Here is a 17,696-nt window from a genome sequence, read left to right on the forward strand (position 1 = left end):
CATCAACGGTTCCAGAGGGAAAGAAATAGTGCGCCTACGTCACTCGAACACGTGACTCCAGCCGCTGGGGCCGGTGCGGATCATTATGAAGCTGCTTCATATGTTGGTGATCCGACCGGCCCTGCCTTGATCTTAGAACTTGAAGTTGCCCGTCAATCCAAACTCGCGTGGGTTGGTCACGTTGACCGTGCGGTAGCCCGAGTCATAGTCCACGCCGCTGGACGTGCCGACTACGGCGTTACCCTGGCTGATGTTGGCGATCCGCTTCTGGTTCAGCACATTCTTCGCAAACAAGGTGAATTCCCATTTGCTATCCTCGGCACGAAGGCCAACGAACAGGTTGAGCATCTCACGGCTACGATAATCATAATCGATCCGGTCGGAATAGAACCCAGGCCGGTACGTGAGCAACCCACGCAGGAACGGCGTAACGCTGTCCATCGGGAAACGGATTTCCGTGTTGGCGGTCAGGCTGAAATCAGGCGTCTCGCCGATGCGGCCATTGCTGGCGCAGAAGCTGACATTGCCCGGCCCCGTAACGGTCGCCGCTCCATCCCGGTTCGGGCGGCCAGTTCCTGCGAAGTCGTTGCACGGCAGCAGGGCGTTGCGATAACGGGCGCGAGTATAGGCAGCGCTGACGCCGAAGTCCCAGTCTCTCGTGATCCGGCCGTCCAGCGATCCTTCGATCCCCTTGATCCGTGCGTCGCCATTATAGTTGAAATCGAAAAAGCCGGTGGGCGGCGCGGCTACGGTGGACTGATAATAGATGCCGCTGAAACGGTTCAGGAAGTTGTCGAGCTTCTGATAATAGACCGACACCGCATAATGCAGGCGGCGTCCGGCGAAGCTGCCTTTAACGCCTGCTTCGATCGAATCCGTCTTTTCCGGCTGGGTCAGGATCAGGTCGTCGCTCAGTCCATCGGGCAGGCCGGGGCTGACGCTGCCGGCGCGGAAGGAGTGGCCGTAGGAAGCGAAGATATTCATCGACGGCATTAACTGGTAGCTGATCGTCAGGCCGCCCGTGATCGGCTTGTCAGACGTATTGCGCAGGTTGGCCGGAATGATGTCCGTTGCCGGGTAGGACGCCGGTAAGCAGCCAAACGACACGGCATCAACAATTGGATCGCCGGTGCACAGCAAGCTGTTGCCCGGCGTGCTCAAACCCAGTCGGCTGACATTCACCGACTTGATGATCGAGTAACGCAGGCCGCCTTCGATTGCCAGGCCGCCTCTACGAAAGTTAAGATTGGCGTTGAACGACCAAATGCTCCGATCTACCGGAACGATAATTTCGGTGGCGATGGGCAGATAAGGCAGTGCGCCCAGGGTGTTCAGGCTATCATTCTGTTCAAACGGGAAAATGAAGCTGTCGCCGGGCTGAAAGATGCGCGTCGTTCCCCCAATCTTACTGTAGAAGACGCCAATGCCTCCGCCCAGGCCATCCTTGTTATTCGTAGCCAAGCGCATTTCGACCGTATCGTATACGAAGGGAGTTGGACCAAAGGAGTTGGAGATGTAGTTGGGCACGGCATTGCCGACATCCAGATCACGCTGGCCTTTCAGACGTGAATCCTGATGCGCACCTACAAACGACAATGTTGCCGGACCCAAATCCCAGTCAATCGCCAGGTTAACGATGTGGCTTTCATTGATATTGCGGCTCGTGCCCTCTGCGACGGCGGCATAGTCATCGACACCCAGGGCTGGGCCGGAACGCGTTGATGAATTCGGAACCAGAGCGCCGCCCAGGAAGGCGCCAGCGTCGAAAGTCGATGTGTTGCCTGATCCGATGACCTGCTGCATCTGCCTATTGTCCGCATACAGATACTGATAGGTAATATAGGCAGTGAGATTGTCCGTTGGACGAAGGCCCAGGGTCAAACGGGCGCTTTCAGTGCGGCTGCGCGACCGTTCGCCGGTGTTGACATTGCGGACGTTGTTCAGTCGATTGCCGTCGACCAGTGCGGCAACGCGCAGTGCGATCTTGTCAGAGAAAGGCAGGGAAACCCCGCCCTGCACATTATAGCCCCCACGCGTGGTAGCGGTAGTCTGCGCATAGCCTTCGATCTCATCGAAACCGGGGCGCGCCGTGGAGATGGTGATCGCACCTGCGGGGGCGGAGATACCGCGCAGCAAGCCTTGGGGACCGCGCAGCACTTCGATCTGCTTGATATCGTAAAGGGCCGTGTAGACCGTCTGCGCATCGGTCGGAATTTCGTTGAAATAGACCTGGACCGCAGGGTCGGTGCCCTGGTCGGGATCGAACGAAATACCGCGCAGCGTCGTCGAATTGTTACGGCCCGTGGTGTTGGTCATCTCCAGGCCCGGAGCGAGCTGCTGGACGTCCTTAGCGTCGAAGATGTTCAGCTTCTGCAACTGCTCGCCGGTCGCCACATTGACGCTCATAGGCACTGATTGAAGCGATCGGGCTTCGCGCGTCGCCGTGACGATGATCTCGCCTCCACCATCGGCCGCCTCCTGCGCCCAGGCAGCGGTCGGCACGATCATCGCTGCACCGCACAACAATGCAGAAAGACTCTTTCCCTGTTTCATGACAGCGTTCCTTTTCTTGGCAGAAGCCAGCCCCATAATGTTGACAACTGCTAACGATCGCGCAGGAACCCTGCAACCCTCGCCGTCATATTTTTGTAGATTTCGGCCCACCTACCAACTTTTTAGCAATTGATTTCTTTTATTTATCCGACATCCGCGCGTCATATAGAGGATTCTCATGCGCAATACGTTGGTCACATATTTCATCTCAGAGGACGTCGTCACAGCGGCCGGATGGCAAAATGACCGACACCCGCCAGACAATTTCTCCTCGTCGGAGGGATAGGAAAATGGGCCGAAAAGGCCAACACACGTCGTCGCCAAAACATATTTGCCGCACCTGCGAACACGCGCCCACCAGCGAAGGACGTCAGAGCCGAAAAATTTCGGAGATCATGTGGGGTGAGGCTCGCATCGGCCAGATGGACGCGCGGTGGCCACGCTGACGCATCCTGGACCGGTAGATTGGACAGATTCCGACGACGACCATGCCACCCTGGTCAGGGCAGTACTGCATCGCGCTCGCCGCCTATTACCTTCCTTCGTACAGCTGGTAGCAAAGAGGTCGGCCGCGAGTTAGGCCAGAGCGCATGGTGCGGTCAGAGTTAGACGGCGCAACGACAAAGTCGCCTGCTGCTCGCAAAACTTTACCGGCACAGACCGCATCCTCTGACGTGCAACCGGTTCCACCGCGTTTCAGATAAGGCGTCAGGTAAGCCGCTGACATCAACCGCACCTCATGACACTGCTGGTCAATTCGCGCGCGCGCGACTGGCGGAACATTGGGGGCGATGGTAGATTTACTTCCGCTAGCTGATTATCGCGTCCGACATGAAAGGAGCCGGTCCTTACAGACCGGCTCTTATCCTATGTCATTCCTTTCGACCCGCGCTCAGTGTAGCTCGAAATTATCCTTGGCGGGACGACGTGTCTGGTTCCAAAGGTCCACCAGTCGCCACGGCCATGACAGGAATACTCGGCCTGTCGAGTTGTTATAGTAGCTGTTCGCCCTCGGGTGGGTCCAGATCATATTCTTCATCTGTTCCTCGACCTCCCGGTTCCACTGTTCGAACGCCTGTTGGGTCGGTTCGACAGCACGAGCGCCGCTTTCGTTGATCCAGTCCAGGCATTCGATGATGTAGTTCACCTGCGCTTCGGAAATCAGGTTCTGGCCCGCCGCATGGTTGGGCGCGCTGTTGGGGCCAACCGTCATGAAGTAATTGGGATAGCCGGGCACCGTGACGCCCAGATAGGAGCGCGGATCGTCCTTGCCCCATTCGTCGCGCAGTGACCGGCCGCCCTTGCCGTGGATTTCCAGCTTGCCCATCATGTTGGCGACGTCAAAGCCCGTGGCGCAGACGATGATGTCGAATTCATACTCCTTGCCGTCCTTGGTGCGGATGCCCTTGGGCGTGAAGCATTCGATCCCGCCATCTTCCAGCGTGACGTTGGGCTGCTTGAGCGCGTCGAACCAGCCAGCGTCCAGGATGATGCGCTTGGAAAAGATCGGGAAGTCCGGCGTCAGCTTTTCTTTGAGGTCGGGACGGTCGTGGAACTTCGCTTCCAGATGGGCCAGCGCCCATTGCCGCGCGCCCTCATTGGCCGCCGAGACGGATGGGCTGTCGACCGGCCATTCCGGGTCCTTGACCACATTGCCGTAGAGGCCGTCGGCCGCGAACCAGTAGACGCGGAAGCGGAACCATTCGCGGAAATGCGGGATGTAACGCAGGGCGAACTTCATGCCCGGCGATACTTCGTGATTGATCTCCGGATTGTAGATCGACCAGTAGCGCGTGCGCATGAAGACGGTGAGGTCGCTGACCTGATCCGCGATCGCGCCGATCAACTGCGCGGCGCTGGCGCCCGTGCCGATGATGCCGACCCGCTTGCCTTCGATCCGCGTGGACGGATCCCAGGTCGCGGTGTGCATCATCTTGCCCTGGAACTCTTCGCGGCCCGGGATATCAGGCCATTTCCAGCGGTTCACTGGGCCGTGAGCGTTGATGACGGCATTGGCGCGGATGATTTCTTCCGTGCCGTCCTTGCCGCGCACCGTGACGTTCCACACCGCCTCTGCATCGTCATAGCGCAGGGCGACCACTTCGGTATTGAAGCGGATATTGCGGCGCAGGTCGTACTTGTCGGCGACGTGCAGCAGATATTTCTGCATATCCACGCCCTTGGGATGGTAATGCGACCATTCGGGCGTGATTTCGAAGGAATAGGAATAGAAGTGGCTGGGCGTATCGACGCCCACGCCGGGATAGCGGTTTTCGTACCAGGTGCCGCCGACTTCGGGGTTCTTTTCGATCACGATATGCTCGTAACCGCCTTCTTCCAGCTTGAGCGAGGCGGCAAGGCCGGTCATGCCGGCGCCGATCACCAGCACCTTGAAATCTGTCGGCGGCGGCGTGCGCCCTTCGATTTCCTTGCGCGGCTTGGGCAGTTTGAAACCGATCTGGTCGAACAGCAGCGGCAGGAATTCGTCCGCTACTTCCTCGCCCACGCCGACGCTCATCATCCGCTTCATCAACGCGTCGGACGGATCGTCCTCGCGCGCGGCGCCGGGGGTCGTCAACACATGGAGCAGCTTGGTACGCAGTTCCTGGCTATATTCGGCGGGGATTTCGGTGTTGGGAACGGAGAAAGGCGGTTTGATATAGTTGCCGAAAATGTCCAGCATCGCCGCGTCATGGGTCAGATGCACATAGACCATCAGCAGCGTCTGGATGTTCGCTTCCTCCAGCGCAACGCGCAGTTCTTCGCTATCGGCCAGCGGCAGGCTGCGATCGTGCCAGTCCCGTGCCATCACCGCGCCATCGACATGTTCAGCCATCTTTAAAACCTTTCCGACTCAATATGTAAGGACAGCGACAGGAGTATCTTCGCCGCTGCCGTCTGGTTGCCTTTGGCGACACCGGCAGGCGCGCCCCTCCAACCGTCACTGCGCCGATCCCCCTGCTTGCACCTGCGACGACGGCGGCTTTTTCGTCCAAACGCTAACAGTAGGCGCTGTCCAACCTACAGATCCTTCTCTGCCGACTATGGCGCGGCTATGAACATTCAAAGCGCCTGGATAACCTCGATAATGTGTCCGTCGAGATCGGTCGCATAAGCCAGCTTCAATCGATGCTCTGGCATTTCGACGACGGGTACGGTGATACGCCCGCCAGCGTTGCTGAACGCAACAACAGTCGCCTCAACGTTGCCTACCATGAAGCCAATCACCGTCTCACCAGGCGCTGGCATGGGCTTGTTGGGATAGCGGATCAAGTTGAGCTGTGGGCTGCCTGGGCCTCCATTCGGAACCACGAGGACTACTTCCTGCAGTTGTCCCGGCCCCTCGCCCCACTCAATATAGGTCAGTCGCGAAAGCCCCAGCGTCTGGATGTAAAATTGCTCGGCCGCGTCGAGATTGGAAACGACAAGCTTAGTGAAGGCAAAGCTTTGAGCTGTCATAAAGAGACCTTGTTTTTTGGGGGGGGCCGCCGGGACTTTGCGGCACTTGACGCGCCAATCGAAGGCCGGTTCTCTTGTATACGATGCAGCCCCTTAGGCGACCAGTCTTGGTGCGACTGGATCTTCGGGCACGTTTTTCGGTTTGCCGATGTCATAGACCCGTGTGAGCAAATTAATAAAGTTCGTGTCATGCACCGGATCCGTCGGCATTTCGAAAACCTCTCCCCGGGAGCGGAGATCGCTCACGAAGATGTCGAATGCCATATTTACTGTGATGTCGTCGCTGTGGTCGCGTGCCAGCTTCAATTCCGCAAGATCGCTGTAGACCGTCGCTCCCCAGTGCAAAAGCAGGCGGAATTCATTTGCCGGAATCTTTGCCAAGACCTTTTCACCGGTCATGATCCGCCAGCCATCGGACGTCTCGGGATCGGCCGAAATTTTCGAGTTGATTGCGAGCCCTGCTGGCCGACGCTGATCCACAGGACCGCAGCCCTGCGCCGTGTGAAACATCATCTCGTTTTCGACGACGACGCCCCGGCCCTGCATGGGAGCCTCTAGGCAGACCGGGTCTTCGCGTGGGCCATTGGGCCAATAATGGAAACCGCCGCCGATCTCGCCCTGATAATACCAGGCAATGACCTGCGCCTTCTTGGCCTGCCAACGGCGGAAAAGCCCCGATTTCGCCATCGTGTTCAGCAGCCAAGTGGGCGCGTTATGCGCATAAAGGCCACGGAACTGTGTTCCATCCACATGCGGGGACCCGCCAGCACCCGCCGGTCCCTGCATGTTGCACATCAGCTGGTCGCACTCGACATAGGGTGTTTTCCAATATTCTCGGACAAGGTTGAGAAACTTCGGATTGAAGAAGCAGTCATCCAGCTCAGGATAATAGTTTACACCATCCCGGGCAAAATACCCGCGAAATACCGGATTCATGAACATGTCCCAGGTTGGTTTCAACCCTTCGACATTTGCTCCAGTGGTGGTCGCTATAACTTCTTCTGGCGAAGAGAAATATTGCGCCAATATTAGTTCCCACGGCCCCTCGCGACGCGCGACATCAAGCATACGCCGGTGCTGATCTTCCGTGTAGAGATTATCGATGATGATCGGCGGCGCGACCGGCAGGAATGTTGAAGCGATATCCCTTGGCATAGCTAATCCTCTCTAACATTTTGACGCACCGGCCCAAGGCTTCAGACGCGCAGCTTATTTAACCTATCCCAGGCTCATCGGCAATATTTCCGAATATAAGTTCGGATATATGCTCAGAGCTGTCCCCGTCTCGCACTGCCTACCGATGGCGACGCAGGAATGGCAAAACCCGGCGGAGACAATCACTCTGCCGGATTCGCAATTTTACTTCTCTCCAAAGCGATAGCGGAGCTTCACCCCATACATGCGCGGCTCGCCATAGAGGCTGGAGAAAATGCCCAGGCCGTTATAGCTGTTGGAGTTGCCGACCCTATACAGCTTGTTCGTGGCGTTGTTTACGAACACCCCGACATCAAATCCGCTTTCCGCCACGTTCCGCCAGTCGAGCGAGGCGTTGAGCAAACCATAAGCCTCCAGAACGGAGCCGGGTTCGAACGACGGATCACCGGCAGGTGCGGTCGCCTGCGGCGCGAAATGCGAATAGCTTACCAGGAAATTCAGGTCGCCCATATGTGGCGCAATCGGAATTTCGGCATTCGCGCGGATATTGTAGATCCAGGGCGTCACGAACTGGAAGGGCATGCAACGTGCATCGACCGCCCCGCCGGGGCCAACTCGGGCAAAACCACCGCCAGGTACGCAGGAGAAGTCGCCGAACAAGGAGGTGTAGCTAAACTCCTTATAATCTGCGTCGGTGTGGCTGACAGTGCCGCCGATCTCCAGGCCAGGGAATGGCCGGAACGAAGCTTCAGCTTCAAAGCCCTGAATGGTGGCCTTCGCCGCCAGGATCTTGGCGCCCCCGGCAAAGGTGACCGGGTTGAAGTCTGTACCTGGTCGCTGGATGTTGGAGTAATCCGAATAATAATAGGTGACGTTCAACCGTCCCGGCACGGAACCCAATCGCCAGTCTGACTTGAACCCTACCTCATAGCTGGTCAGCTTTTCCGGCTGGAAAGTCTGGAACTGCTCGTTGACGGCAGTGGTGTTGAAGCCGCCTGCTTTATACCCGCGCGTAACCTTGCCGTAGAGCATAAGGTTGCGAACAGGCCGGTAGTCCAAGCCAGCGGTCCAAGTCGGCGCGCTTGTCTTGAGCTTTGCGTCATATTCGCAATCCTCCAACGTCGGCTGGGTTCCACCTATCCCGCACCGGAAAGTGCCATTAGCCAACGGAGTGCCGGACCCGCTGAACCCCTGTACCGTATCCCAGGTGTAGCGATAGCCTGCGGTCAAGCGGAGGCTTTCAAGCGCCTCTGAAAAAGCGCCGAAATCGAGGGTGGCTTGCGAATATACCGCCTTGGATCGGTTGGTCACGCCGATGCGGACGCGGCTACCTGGGCAAGCGACAGGATCCCCGGTGTTCTGCGGGGCGCAGAACTGTACCGCCGCGGCACGCCACAGGCCGGCTGGCTTTGTGTTGATGTAGAAGCCGCCGACAGTGAAGTTGAGGTGCCCGTCCAGCATCTTGCCCTGAAGTTGCAGCTCTTCGGTGAGCTGCTCCAGGTAGTCGCGGGGGCCGCCAGCGTTCACCGCATTGGTGTAACCGTTGGGCGCAATACCGAATTCATCCGACAGACCCGGAACCGGGAAGTCCGGAAAATTCGCGCTCTGACTGTTCTGATAACCCTGCAGGGGCGTCCCGTCCTGATCTGCCGCATAATCCGACTTCAACTTCTGATAACTGGCGATATTGCGCAGCGTCAGTTCGTCATTCAGTTCCAGATCGGTCGTATTGATCACGCCCCAGGTATCGATCTTGGCATAGCCATCCACATCCTGCCGGTTGGCGCGCGGACCAATCTGATTGGCGATTTCGGTCTGACGGCGATAGACGTCGCATGATGCGGGATTGGGCGCGCGAACCGCATCGTTGCAGGGCGCTACGACAGAGGGCAGGCGGAAGCCGCGATTGATATAACCGGCGCCGTTGTTATTCGAACGTGATCCATAGACCATCAGATAGTTGCTGATGGACTCCGTCGGCTTCATCAGGATGCCCAGTCGGCCGGTATACCAGTGCTGATCGTCGCGCCATTTATCCCAGACCAAGTCATGCGTGAAGCCACGGCGGTCATAATAAGCGCCAGCGACGCGGATCGCGAGCTTGTCCTCGATGATCGGCACGTTGAGCGCGCCCTCGATGCTGCGCAGATTATAGTTGCCGACGCTGCCCTGCACATAGCCTTCTAAATGCTCTGTCGGGCGCTGCGGCGTGAAGAGCACCGCGCCACCCGTAGTGTTCCGGCCGAAAAGCGTGCCTTGAGGACCGGACAGGACCTGCACGTTGGCGAGGTCGACGAACAGGCCTGGGCCGCCCTGAAGACTGAGGCTGATTGAGGCGATGAGTGGAACTTCGCTCAAGTAGCTTGCGACGGACGGCAGAGCCAGGAACCCGGTCGACTGCCCGCGAATAGAGTAGCTCTGCACGTCGCGGCTTCCCTGTCCCTGGGTGCCGACAACGAGCGAGGGAACATTGCCGTAGAGATCCTGCGGCTCGTTGATATTCAGTTTCTGAATTGTTTCGGCCGAAAAGGCACTGATCACGATAGGCACGTCCTGCGCTCGTTCAGAGCGGCGTTGCGCCGTGACCACGATGTCCCCGAGCACGTTATTCGGAAGCGATGCCTGCTCAGTGGCGGCTGCCGCCGCATCCTGCGCTATGGCTGGCGTAATAAACGCCGATGACGCGATGCCAACAAGCAAAGCGATACGATATCGTTTAGTCATGAAAACCCTCTCCCTATGATGATTGTCCCTTCTGACGGGGCATGTTTTTTGACCAATTGGCCTCTTTTAACTTCATGCGGCCGTGGCCCGCGCAAACGGCCGGCCCCTATCCAGCGCCGTGCTCTTAGCGCCACATTGGTCCACAGGAAGATGTGCTAATCGCTGCCATGAGAGAAGGTACAATTTATGAATACCAACATAACAAAAACTGCAACCCTGCGTTCACCGCTTGCACAGACATGAGGAGCCGGTAAAAGGCCGGCAAGGTCAACTTCCCGTTTGCCTGCCTTGTTACAATGGAAAGACAAGCGGTTATAAGCTGCAGGTCGAACATAAGCTCGTTTCGATGAATTATTCGATCTCTCACGATCGATTTATCATCAGTAATGTTTTGCTCAACAGAGTAATATTCATCCGGATCATTTCGTCGCGGCTGCGTACGAGGCGGGGCACGCCGTATAATAATCTATGAAGGAGATGGACTAATAATGCGTATGTTAGCCATTGGCTTTGCCGCGCTCACGGCCATGAGCGCAGGAGTGCATGCCGCTGAAACAAAATCCCATCATGTGCAAAAGATAGCTGAAGACATTTATCTATTTGAGCCGGCTGAGGCGCACATCAACAGCAATACGTTGGTGATTGTTAATCGAGATGATGTGTTGATCGTCGACAGTCACAACGACCCTCGGAGCGCCAGGCAACTTGTCGCGGATATCAAGACGGTCACCTCCAAGCCGATCCGCTATGTCATCAACACGCATTTCCACTTTGACCATGTCGGCGGCAACGAAGTGTTCAGCAATGCGGAGATTATTGGAAGCGTATTTACCCATCATCAGCTAAGCAACAATTCGTTTAAGGGCCGGACTGCTCAGATATTCTATGGTCCAAACGGCATGATGCAAAAGTGGGCTGACGATCTGAAAAAATCGACAGAGACGGAATCCGACCCCATTAAAAAAGCAAAATTACAGCAATCGCTAGCAGAAATCACCGCGTCCAACCTAAGCGTGACGAACGAGGTCGAGACACCTCCGACGATAGCGGTCAAGGACAAGCTGACCCTTTATCGCGGAGGACGGGAAATCCAGATAATCTTTCCAGGACGGGGCCATACAGCTGGCGACCTGCTCATTTTCTTGCCTAAAGAAGGTGTCGTCGTCACAGGAGATTTTTTCGAGAATCTGAAAACCTGCTGCGGGTTTTGGGGTGATGCCTACCCAGTGGATTATGTCCAATCACTTCAGCTGCTCAAGAATCTTGACTTCAAGACGGTGGTTGCAGGTCATGGCCCTACCATATCTGGTGATGAAGCCAAGGCCAAGATAACTGCTTACCAAATGTATTTGCTCGATCTTTATGAACAGGTGACCTCTTTCAAGAGGCAAGGTTTGTCTGCGCTGGATGCATCAAGAAAACTCGACATGTCGAAACACAAAGTCGATTTTCCTGATACTTTGAGTCCTGCAGATTTTCGTGGTGAGAAACCGGACGAGGCAGTTTTGAGGATTTACGAACTCCTCGACGGGAAGGATTATCACGCTGCGGCGCCATATTAGACAGCGTCAGCCGATGGTTTCAGCGAACAGCGCCATCATCGCGGCCCACGATTCCCGGTCTGCAGTTGCATCGTAGCGTGCGAAATCTGGCATGCTCATATCTGCGGCCGCCGGGTTGGTGAAGCTGTGCACGACACCGCCGTAAAGGTGCATCGACCAATCGACGCCGCCGCTGCGCATCTCCGTCTCGAATGCGGCTCTCTGCTCCGGCGGGATCGCCGGATCGTCGGCGCCGATGCACACGAGCACCTTCGCCTTGATGTTCGCAGCGTCCCGGGGCGCGGCGGTGGAAAGGCCGCTGTGGAAGCCGATGATCGCGCGGAGCGGCGCGCCGGAACGACCGAGTTCGAGCGCCATCGTGCCGCCGAAGCAATAGCCTGTCGCGGCGATGCGCGCCGCATCCACCCGCTCATGCGCCGATAGCGCATCCAGCGCACCGCGCGCGCGATCGCGCGTCCGCTCCGGCTGCTCGCTGAGCGCCTTTATCAAAGCCATGATTTCGGACATGTCCTCACACAGGCGCGCTCCGCCATGGAGGTCGCAGACTAAAGCTGCATATCCAGCCTCCGCCAACCTGCGCGCGCGATTGTGGACGTTGGGTCCAGGACCAAGCGCCTCTGGAAATAGCAATATGCCCGCCCGCTGGCCGTCGGTGGCATCATCGATATAGAGTGTCGCCTCCATGTCTATGCCATCGCCACGGTAATGAAGTGTTTCGGTCTTGATCGTCATGGCGCCTGCTCCTGTCGCTCCCGGCGGCAATTCTCCCGGGCAAATTCATCACGCCATCAGTGCGCGTGTCGCCTTGACCATGGTCCGCGCCCGCTCCAGCGGCATGCCGGTGGGGGCACGAAACGGCGCTTCGACTGCCAGAAGCGCAGTTAAAGGCACAAGCGGAATGAAGCTGGCGATGTCGAACTCGCCCTGACCCGGAGGCAGCCTCGCAACCGTCGCCTCTGTGCGCAGATCAGAGGGCGCTTTGCGAGGGCCATCGTTGATCTGGACGTGAAAAATGCGGTCTTGCGGCAAAATAGCGAGGTCCGCCCAGCTTCCGCCAGTTCGGATAATGTGCAGCGTGTCGATCGTCAGGCCGATCTCCTGTCCCACCGTATCAGCCATGGCCAGCGCATCCGCGGGTGTGCGCACGGTCGACAGGGTAAAACCTTCGATCGCCATCCTGGCACCTGCGGCCCGCGCGATCTCCGCCAGGCGGCCAAAGGATGCCTGTAGCCGCACCGGTTCCTCATCGAAGCACAGAGCATTTACCGTGCCGTTCAGTTCCGCCGCCAGCGCAGCCGATCGTTTCAACAAGTCCCAGTCGGTATTCGGCTCCAGCAGGAAAGGTTCGACAATGCCGACCGAAAGGCCGGTGTCGCGTAGCGCAGCCAGCACTTCGGCTTTTGCCGCCCTGTCGGTCGTCAGATCCCGGTATGGGCCAAGAGGCGTAGGCGTCACGAACAGGCTGACCGCATCGCAGCCCAGCTCTGCGGCCACTTTAATCAGTTCGAGCGCGGTGACGTCGTAAAGCGACAAATGATCAAGACACAGCGGCCGCATTGTTACTCTCCTGAAGAATCGGTTATCTTGAATTTGGGATAGTGACCATGTTCAACGCATGGTCAGTCCCCCATCCACGGAAATCATCTGCCCATTGATCCATTCGCCGTCGGCTGACGACAACATGGCGACCATCGCCGCGATATCCTCGCTTTTGCCCAGCCGCGGTGCGGGCGTCTTGCGCCGCATGTCCTCGGCCATGGCTTCGGGCAGGGTTTTCAGCACCGCAGGCGTCATGATGTAGCCGGGAAGGATTGCGTTGGCACGTATTCCCTCTGGTCCCCAGCGATTAGCGACATGGCGGACCAGGGCGCCGATCCCCGCCTTCGCCATGGCATAACAGGGCCGCTCCACATCGCCCATGGTCGCAGCGGCAGACGAATTGTAGATCATAGCTCCACCCCCACGCGCAAGCAGCCGTGGCAAGGCATGCCGGGTTGCGCGTGCCATGCCTTTCAAATTGACGTCGATCGTCCTGTCCAACACTGCCTCGCTTGCCTCGATGGCGTTCGTGTCATCGAAGATGATGCTTTGGTCGGCAAAGTTGGCGTGGAAAATGTCGATGCCGCCAAATGCCTGTTCCGCCTGCGCCACAAGCGCGGCAAAGGACGCATCGTCGGCAGCGTCGAAGGTTGCGCTAATCGCGGTGCCGCCCGCCGCCAGAGCCTGTTCGACCACCGCCGCGATGCCTTCCGCTTCGCCGGGAGGAGCAGCAACAACCACGGACGCTCCTTCGGACGCCAGTCGCAACGCGGTGACTGCGCCGATCCCTCGGCTGGCGCCCGCCACGATGGCCACTTTGTCCTTTAAACGTCGGCAGATGGCGTTTTCTGACATACTCACTCCCACAATGAATGGTGGCTGTGCTGCTTCTTACAGCAAGCCCAATCTCAGGCGTCGAGAAGACTTGGGAAGCGGCGGCGAGGTACATCCCGCCGGCCTTCATGATGTCGTGCATTATCTGCCGGTGGGCCGACATAAAGTCCGACGCCAGCACAGCCCAATTTTGCGGCGACTCGCACGAACTCGACCGCCGCCAGATCCACCCGGGAAAGATGATCGAGATAAATCCGCATCGTCCAGTTCCCACCACGCACGACATTATCGCTCCCGTCGAGCCGCGGCTTCTGGGAGCGTTTGGCGGGACCGTATCAAGGGGTTAGATGCGCCTCAAGCCAATTATCGAAGTTATTACGAAAATCATTGGCCTTGACCTGCATGGCGGATATGATCGCCGGGAAAGCTTTACGGAGAATGCCATGCCTGACCAGACGCCGACCGTGATCCGCCCGGTTGCAGAACCTCGCATTGTCGATGCAGCTTATAACGACGACCAGCACGATCGCATCGTGCGTCTCGTCCGCGAGAAGGGCCCGTGGGAAATGATCCTGGCGCAGCATTTTTCCTCTGCCGAGGAAGTGGTGGCGACATTGGCGGGCGCCCTCCCCGAAGGCGTCACGCCCACCTTTGACATGTTCCTGACTCCCAACTTCCGCGGCACTCTCGCCAAATATGGCGCATGCCTGTATCCGGAGATCGAGGACTGTTTCCTCAATCAAAAGTTCCTGGACATGGTGCGTGGTTACTGGAAGGCGGACTATGCCATCCCCGACAACATGCTCTTCAACATCAACGGCGCTTGCCAGAGCCATGATCCCGCGCACGTCGATGGCACGACCTTTAGGGGCATCAATCTGCGCAACACGCCCCTCTACATGCTCAATACGATGGGCAAGTCAGGCCTTTTCAAGAAGTGGCAGTCCAAGCGGGCACAAATCGTCACCTGGTTCTACAAGGGCACGATCGGCGGCGGCTTCACCTATTGGCCCAACGGGCAGTTCGCCGAACCGGCGCGCGTCGCGGCCCCGATGTGGAATCGCGGCGTCGTCGTCGAAAATGAGATGATGTTCCATCGCGCCGAAGCCAATGGTCCGATCGACCAGCGCATGCCAAAGGGATTGGCGCTCGAATCGCTGTTCGGCGCCGATCCCGACGTCGCGGATGGGTGGCAGATCACCACCGGCGGCAAGGTGATCCAAAAAGTGCCCGCGCAGGAGATGCGCCTGATGCTGCATTGGGCGGCGGAAATCTTCACGGACTATGCTGAACTGAAGATGGTGATGGAACATACCGACGACCTGACGCACGATCAGGTGTTCGATACGTTCATCAAGGATTTGCGAGCACGCGGCCACAGCTTCGAGGTTCCGTCAGATCCCATCCACGATCAGGGCTTCATCCAGCTGCTCACGAAGGTTTATGATAGCGGTTCGCCGCATATCTATCCGGCCGAGGCGCCCGGTCCGCATCAACAGCAGCTCGCTGCCTGAAACAAGGCGAAGGTCAGCGCGAGTCGGCCTTCGGATAGCAGTAACGCCACAGTCAGCTGGGCAGATGCTGTGCCAGCGCGTGCATTACCGCCTGCCGGTCGAATTTCTCGCCCCTGTCCAGCGCCATGGACTCTAGCAGCTGGGCGAAGGTGTGCGCCCATACTGGCCGCCTATCGCTAAAGCTTGCCTGTTCCGACCGCAGCAAGGGGAGGGCCGCTTCCTCTCGTGCAGCAAAGGCGCGCGACGCGGCCTTCTCGAAGCTCATACCGGCGGCCTCGAGCGAACGGATGTGCCATATACTTACCGCCCCCCCAATCACGATCTCACCCATCTGACGTTGAAGAAGGAGCGCCTCCCGAGGGTGAAAGCCCCGCCTGGTCAGCCCCTCTAGCCATGCTTCGGCACGATCAAGCTCCACCTCCGGTCCCATTCCGCCTGTCAAATACTGTGAAACCAAGTGCCCAGGGCCGGTGAGCAATTCGAACAGCGCCACCGCATGGCTGGCGGCATAGAGCGTCCAATGCTGTCCGCTATCGACTGGAAAATCATGCTCCTGCGACGCGCGGGCAGCGGCAAGGCGGACCAGTTCGTCCTTATTTGCGACATAGCCATAGAGGACGGTAATGGTCACACCCAGCCGTTCTGCAACAGCGCCCATCGTCAACCCATCCAGGCCCAGCGCAAGCCCTGCGTCGAGCACCTGATCGATGCTCAGTCGGCGCGGGCGCCCAACCCCCCGCGTCTTCGCGCCATTTGTGGGAGCCTTGGAAGTTTGTTTCATAAGCGATGAATGACAGGAGCAATGCGCTCCATCAAGCCGGTCTCGAATCGCTGGTGGCGTTTTGCCCTTCCTGAGCCGCCGCGGGTCTGTCGGCGGCTCCAACTTCTGGGTAAGTGGAGCCGATATGAGCGGGACGACGCACAAGTTTGCACCTAAGGTGCCAGCGGGTGGTACGTATGGTGCTGGATCACAAGGCGGATCATCCATCTCGCTGGGCAGCGATGGTTTCTATTGCCAAGAAGACCGGATGCTCGGCGCATACCCTGAACGAGTGGGTAAAGAAGGCCGAGGTGGACAGCGGCAAGCGTGCTGGCGGCCTACCAAGATGGCTGACCGCCTCAAGGCTCTGGAGCGCGAGAACCGCGAGTTATTGCGCAAGACGTCAACATATTTTGCGCAGGCGGAACTCGACCGCCCGTTCAAACGATGACAGCTTTCATAGAGGAGCATCGCACCGAATATGGGGTCGAGCCGATCTGCAAGGTGCTGCCGATTGCCCCATCCACCTACCACGAGCGCGTCTGTCGCACGATGTACAGTCGAAAGGCTGATACGCCATCTGGGCTTGCAGGGGGGGGTCTGTATCGCAAATGACAAGAAGTGGGACAATGCAGCCTTTCGAAGGTGCATTAGCGAGGGGCAGGTTTTGCACAAACCGGACTTGGAGCTGCTGGAAACCTAGCCCCACGAACATAACGCTGGCCGCTTAGCAGGCCGACAGCGATCGTAAAGAAACAGCATCACAGCTGCCTTTAACTCGGGCGTCGCCGATTGACGAGTAAGCCATTTGGTTTAAAAGTCAGGAGCAGCCAAGCCTATGCAATATCCAGATCAATTTTTAGGGCGCAGCGTCAAGCATTGGCAGACTGTGCCAAATGCCCCGCTTTCATCATGAAGAATGCTATGTGTAAGTCCGAGGCCTTGCGGACTCGCGGAGACTGAGGTGTCGAGGCCGATCCATTCTCCCGTTGGCGGTCGCAGAAGATGTGCGGTAAGATCGAGATTGGGAAAAGCCGCGTCCTGGGGCGATATCAGCGGCGCAAGGCCGTTGGCGATATCGACCAGTCCCATGGCCCGCGCCGTCGCCGACACATCCTCGCCGTCAAGCAGCGCCAGAGGCGAACGAACCCAGCAGCGGGCGCGGCCCCGCCCGTGCTGTTGTCGCCGCACCTCCACACTAGCGATGAAACCTCCGGCCCAGAGGCTGGACGGATTCCAGCCGACTATGGTGTCGGGCGGCGGTAGGGTAGGGAAATTGGTCGCAGCAAAGGCGCTGCTGTCGCTGGCCTGCGTCAGCCAGGCGCGCAGGACGATGGCGGGGCGGCCGCCATGGCTGAGCCGGGCCTCGACCAGTTCGATGGTGCGGCCTGGTCGCAGCACGATCACCTCTATCTCCACGGACTCCATCGGGATGACGCCCCATATGTCGTAGGAGAGACGCGCGACCTGCAATCGATCGTCCCGTCGCGCGGCGTGATCGGTTTCCACCGCATAGAGCAGCAGGCCGATCGCTGGCGCAACATGCTGTTCCGCGACATTCCATGCGCCGCCGACATGGCTCGTGGGCATGAACCT

General features: G+C 58.3%; 12 protein-coding genes, 1 pseudogene and 1 other annotated feature. Of the genes and pseudogenes, 3 read left to right on the top strand and 10 right to left on the bottom strand.

Annotated features, from left to right (window positions below; genetic code table 11):
• Positions 1 to 132: 132 nt before the first annotated feature.
• The 5 genes from ACYU81_RS04430 to ACYU81_RS04450 form a co-directional block, all read right to left on the bottom strand.
• Positions 133 to 2,553 carry a TonB-dependent receptor gene (locus ACYU81_RS04430; RefSeq protein WP_460986527.1) on the bottom strand — a complete coding sequence of 807 codons (2,421 nt, stop codon included), beginning with the start codon at positions 2,551 to 2,553 and terminating at the stop codon, positions 133 to 135.
• An 892-nt stretch (positions 2,554 to 3,445) separates the two neighbouring features.
• Entirely contained in the window at positions 3,446 to 5,389 is a 1,944-nt protein-coding gene (locus tag ACYU81_RS04435; protein WP_460986528.1) for a flavin-containing monooxygenase, read from the bottom strand.
• 227 nt (positions 5,390 to 5,616) lie between these two features.
• On the bottom strand, positions 5,617 to 6,012 hold the full coding sequence (locus ACYU81_RS04440) for a VOC family protein (protein WP_460986529.1): 396 nt from the start codon (positions 6,010 to 6,012) through the stop codon (positions 5,617 to 5,619).
• 93 nt (positions 6,013 to 6,105) lie between these two features.
• Complete coding sequence (locus ACYU81_RS04445) at positions 6,106 to 7,167, bottom strand: hypothetical protein (protein ID WP_460986530.1); 1,062 nt, start codon at positions 7,165 to 7,167, stop codon at positions 6,106 to 6,108.
• A 204-nt stretch (positions 7,168 to 7,371) separates the two neighbouring features.
• The gene (locus ACYU81_RS04450; RefSeq protein WP_460986531.1) at positions 7,372 to 9,891 is read right to left on the bottom strand and encodes a TonB-dependent receptor; all 2,520 of its coding nucleotides are present in this window, start codon (positions 9,889 to 9,891) and stop codon (positions 7,372 to 7,374) included.
• Positions 9,892 to 10,379: 488 nt separating this feature from the next.
• Here ACYU81_RS04450 and ACYU81_RS04455 point away from each other — a divergent pair, with 488 nt between their 5' ends.
• Positions 10,380 to 11,453 carry an MBL fold metallo-hydrolase gene (locus ACYU81_RS04455; RefSeq protein WP_460986532.1) on the top strand — a complete coding sequence of 358 codons (1,074 nt, stop codon included), beginning with the start codon at positions 10,380 to 10,382 and terminating at the stop codon, positions 11,451 to 11,453.
• A gap of 6 nt (positions 11,454 to 11,459) precedes the next feature.
• Here the strand turns inward: ACYU81_RS04455 and ACYU81_RS04460 are convergent, their stop codons facing one another.
• The 3 genes from ACYU81_RS04460 to ACYU81_RS04470 are packed head-to-tail and all read right to left on the bottom strand — an operon-like array spanning position 11,460 to position 13,799.
• Entirely contained in the window at positions 11,460 to 12,185 is a 726-nt protein-coding gene (locus ACYU81_RS04460) for a dienelactone hydrolase family protein (RefSeq protein WP_460986533.1), read from the bottom strand.
• Positions 12,186 to 12,233: 48 nt separating this feature from the next.
• The gene (locus ACYU81_RS04465; RefSeq protein ID WP_460986534.1) at positions 12,234 to 13,010 is read right to left on the bottom strand and encodes a sugar phosphate isomerase/epimerase family protein; all 777 of its coding nucleotides are present in this window, start codon (positions 13,008 to 13,010) and stop codon (positions 12,234 to 12,236) included.
• A 51-nt stretch (positions 13,011 to 13,061) separates the two neighbouring features.
• The gene (locus tag ACYU81_RS04470) at positions 13,062 to 13,799 is read right to left on the bottom strand and encodes an SDR family NAD(P)-dependent oxidoreductase (RefSeq protein ID WP_460986535.1); all 738 of its coding nucleotides are present in this window, start codon (positions 13,797 to 13,799) and stop codon (positions 13,062 to 13,064) included.
• A gap of 374 nt (positions 13,800 to 14,173) precedes the next feature.
• On the opposite strand from ACYU81_RS04470, the gene ACYU81_RS04475 reads away from it, so the two are divergent.
• Positions 14,174 to 15,340 (top strand): hypothetical protein, encoded by a 1,167-nt coding sequence (locus ACYU81_RS04475; RefSeq protein WP_460986536.1) that lies wholly within the window; start codon positions 14,174 to 14,176, stop codon positions 15,338 to 15,340.
• A gap of 52 nt (positions 15,341 to 15,392) precedes the next feature.
• Here ACYU81_RS04475 and ACYU81_RS04480 read toward each other — a convergent pair whose 3' ends face one another.
• Positions 15,393 to 16,121 carry a TetR/AcrR family transcriptional regulator gene (locus tag ACYU81_RS04480; RefSeq protein ID WP_460986537.1) on the bottom strand — a complete coding sequence of 243 codons (729 nt, stop codon included), beginning with the start codon at positions 16,119 to 16,121 and terminating at the stop codon, positions 15,393 to 15,395.
• Between the two features lie 124 nt (positions 16,122 to 16,245).
• Between ACYU81_RS04480 and ACYU81_RS04485 the strand changes: the two are divergent.
• Positions 16,246 to 16,649: pseudogene (locus tag ACYU81_RS04485) on the top strand (transposase); the annotation flags it as partial.
• Positions 16,506 to 16,622: a sequence feature (AL1L pseudoknot), on the top strand. Its footprint overlaps the pseudogene before it by 117 nt.
• A 303-nt stretch (positions 16,650 to 16,952) precedes the next feature.
• Here ACYU81_RS04485 and ACYU81_RS04490 read toward each other — a convergent pair.
• Entirely contained in the window at positions 16,953 to 17,690 is a 738-nt protein-coding gene (locus tag ACYU81_RS04490) for a thioesterase family protein (protein WP_460986538.1), read from the bottom strand.
• Positions 17,691 to 17,696: the final 6 nt, after the last annotated feature.

The sequence above is a fragment of the Sphingobium sp. TomTYG75 genome (assembly GCF_054771635.1).

Excerpts from the sequence above, each read along its gene's own strand:
- ACYU81_RS04430 (WP_460986527.1), bottom strand. The coding sequence starts at position 2,553 with ATGAAACAGGGAAAGAGTCTTTCTGCATTGTTGTGCGGTGCAGCGATG.
- ACYU81_RS04435 (WP_460986528.1), bottom strand. The coding sequence starts at position 5,389 with ATGGCTGAACATGTCGATGGCGCGGTGATGGCACGGGACTGGCACGAT.
- ACYU81_RS04440 (WP_460986529.1), bottom strand. The coding sequence starts at position 6,012 with ATGACAGCTCAAAGCTTTGCCTTCACTAAGCTTGTCGTTTCCAATCTC.
- ACYU81_RS04445 (WP_460986530.1), bottom strand. The coding sequence starts at position 7,167 with ATGCCAAGGGATATCGCTTCAACATTCCTGCCGGTCGCGCCGCCGATC.
- ACYU81_RS04450 (WP_460986531.1), bottom strand. The coding sequence starts at position 9,891 with ATGACTAAACGATATCGTATCGCTTTGCTTGTTGGCATCGCGTCATCG.
- ACYU81_RS04455 (WP_460986532.1), top strand. The coding sequence starts at position 10,380 with ATGCGTATGTTAGCCATTGGCTTTGCCGCGCTCACGGCCATGAGCGCA.
- ACYU81_RS04460 (WP_460986533.1), bottom strand. The coding sequence starts at position 12,185 with ATGACGATCAAGACCGAAACACTTCATTACCGTGGCGATGGCATAGAC.
- ACYU81_RS04465 (WP_460986534.1), bottom strand. The coding sequence starts at position 13,010 with ATGCGGCCGCTGTGTCTTGATCATTTGTCGCTTTACGACGTCACCGCG.
- ACYU81_RS04475 (WP_460986536.1), top strand. The coding sequence starts at position 14,174 with ATGCGCCTCAAGCCAATTATCGAAGTTATTACGAAAATCATTGGCCTT.
- ACYU81_RS04480 (WP_460986537.1), bottom strand. The coding sequence starts at position 16,121 with ATGAAACAAACTTCCAAGGCTCCCACAAATGGCGCGAAGACGCGGGGG.
- ACYU81_RS04490 (WP_460986538.1), bottom strand. The coding sequence starts at position 17,690 with ATGCCCACGAGCCATGTCGGCGGCGCATGGAATGTCGCGGAACAGCAT.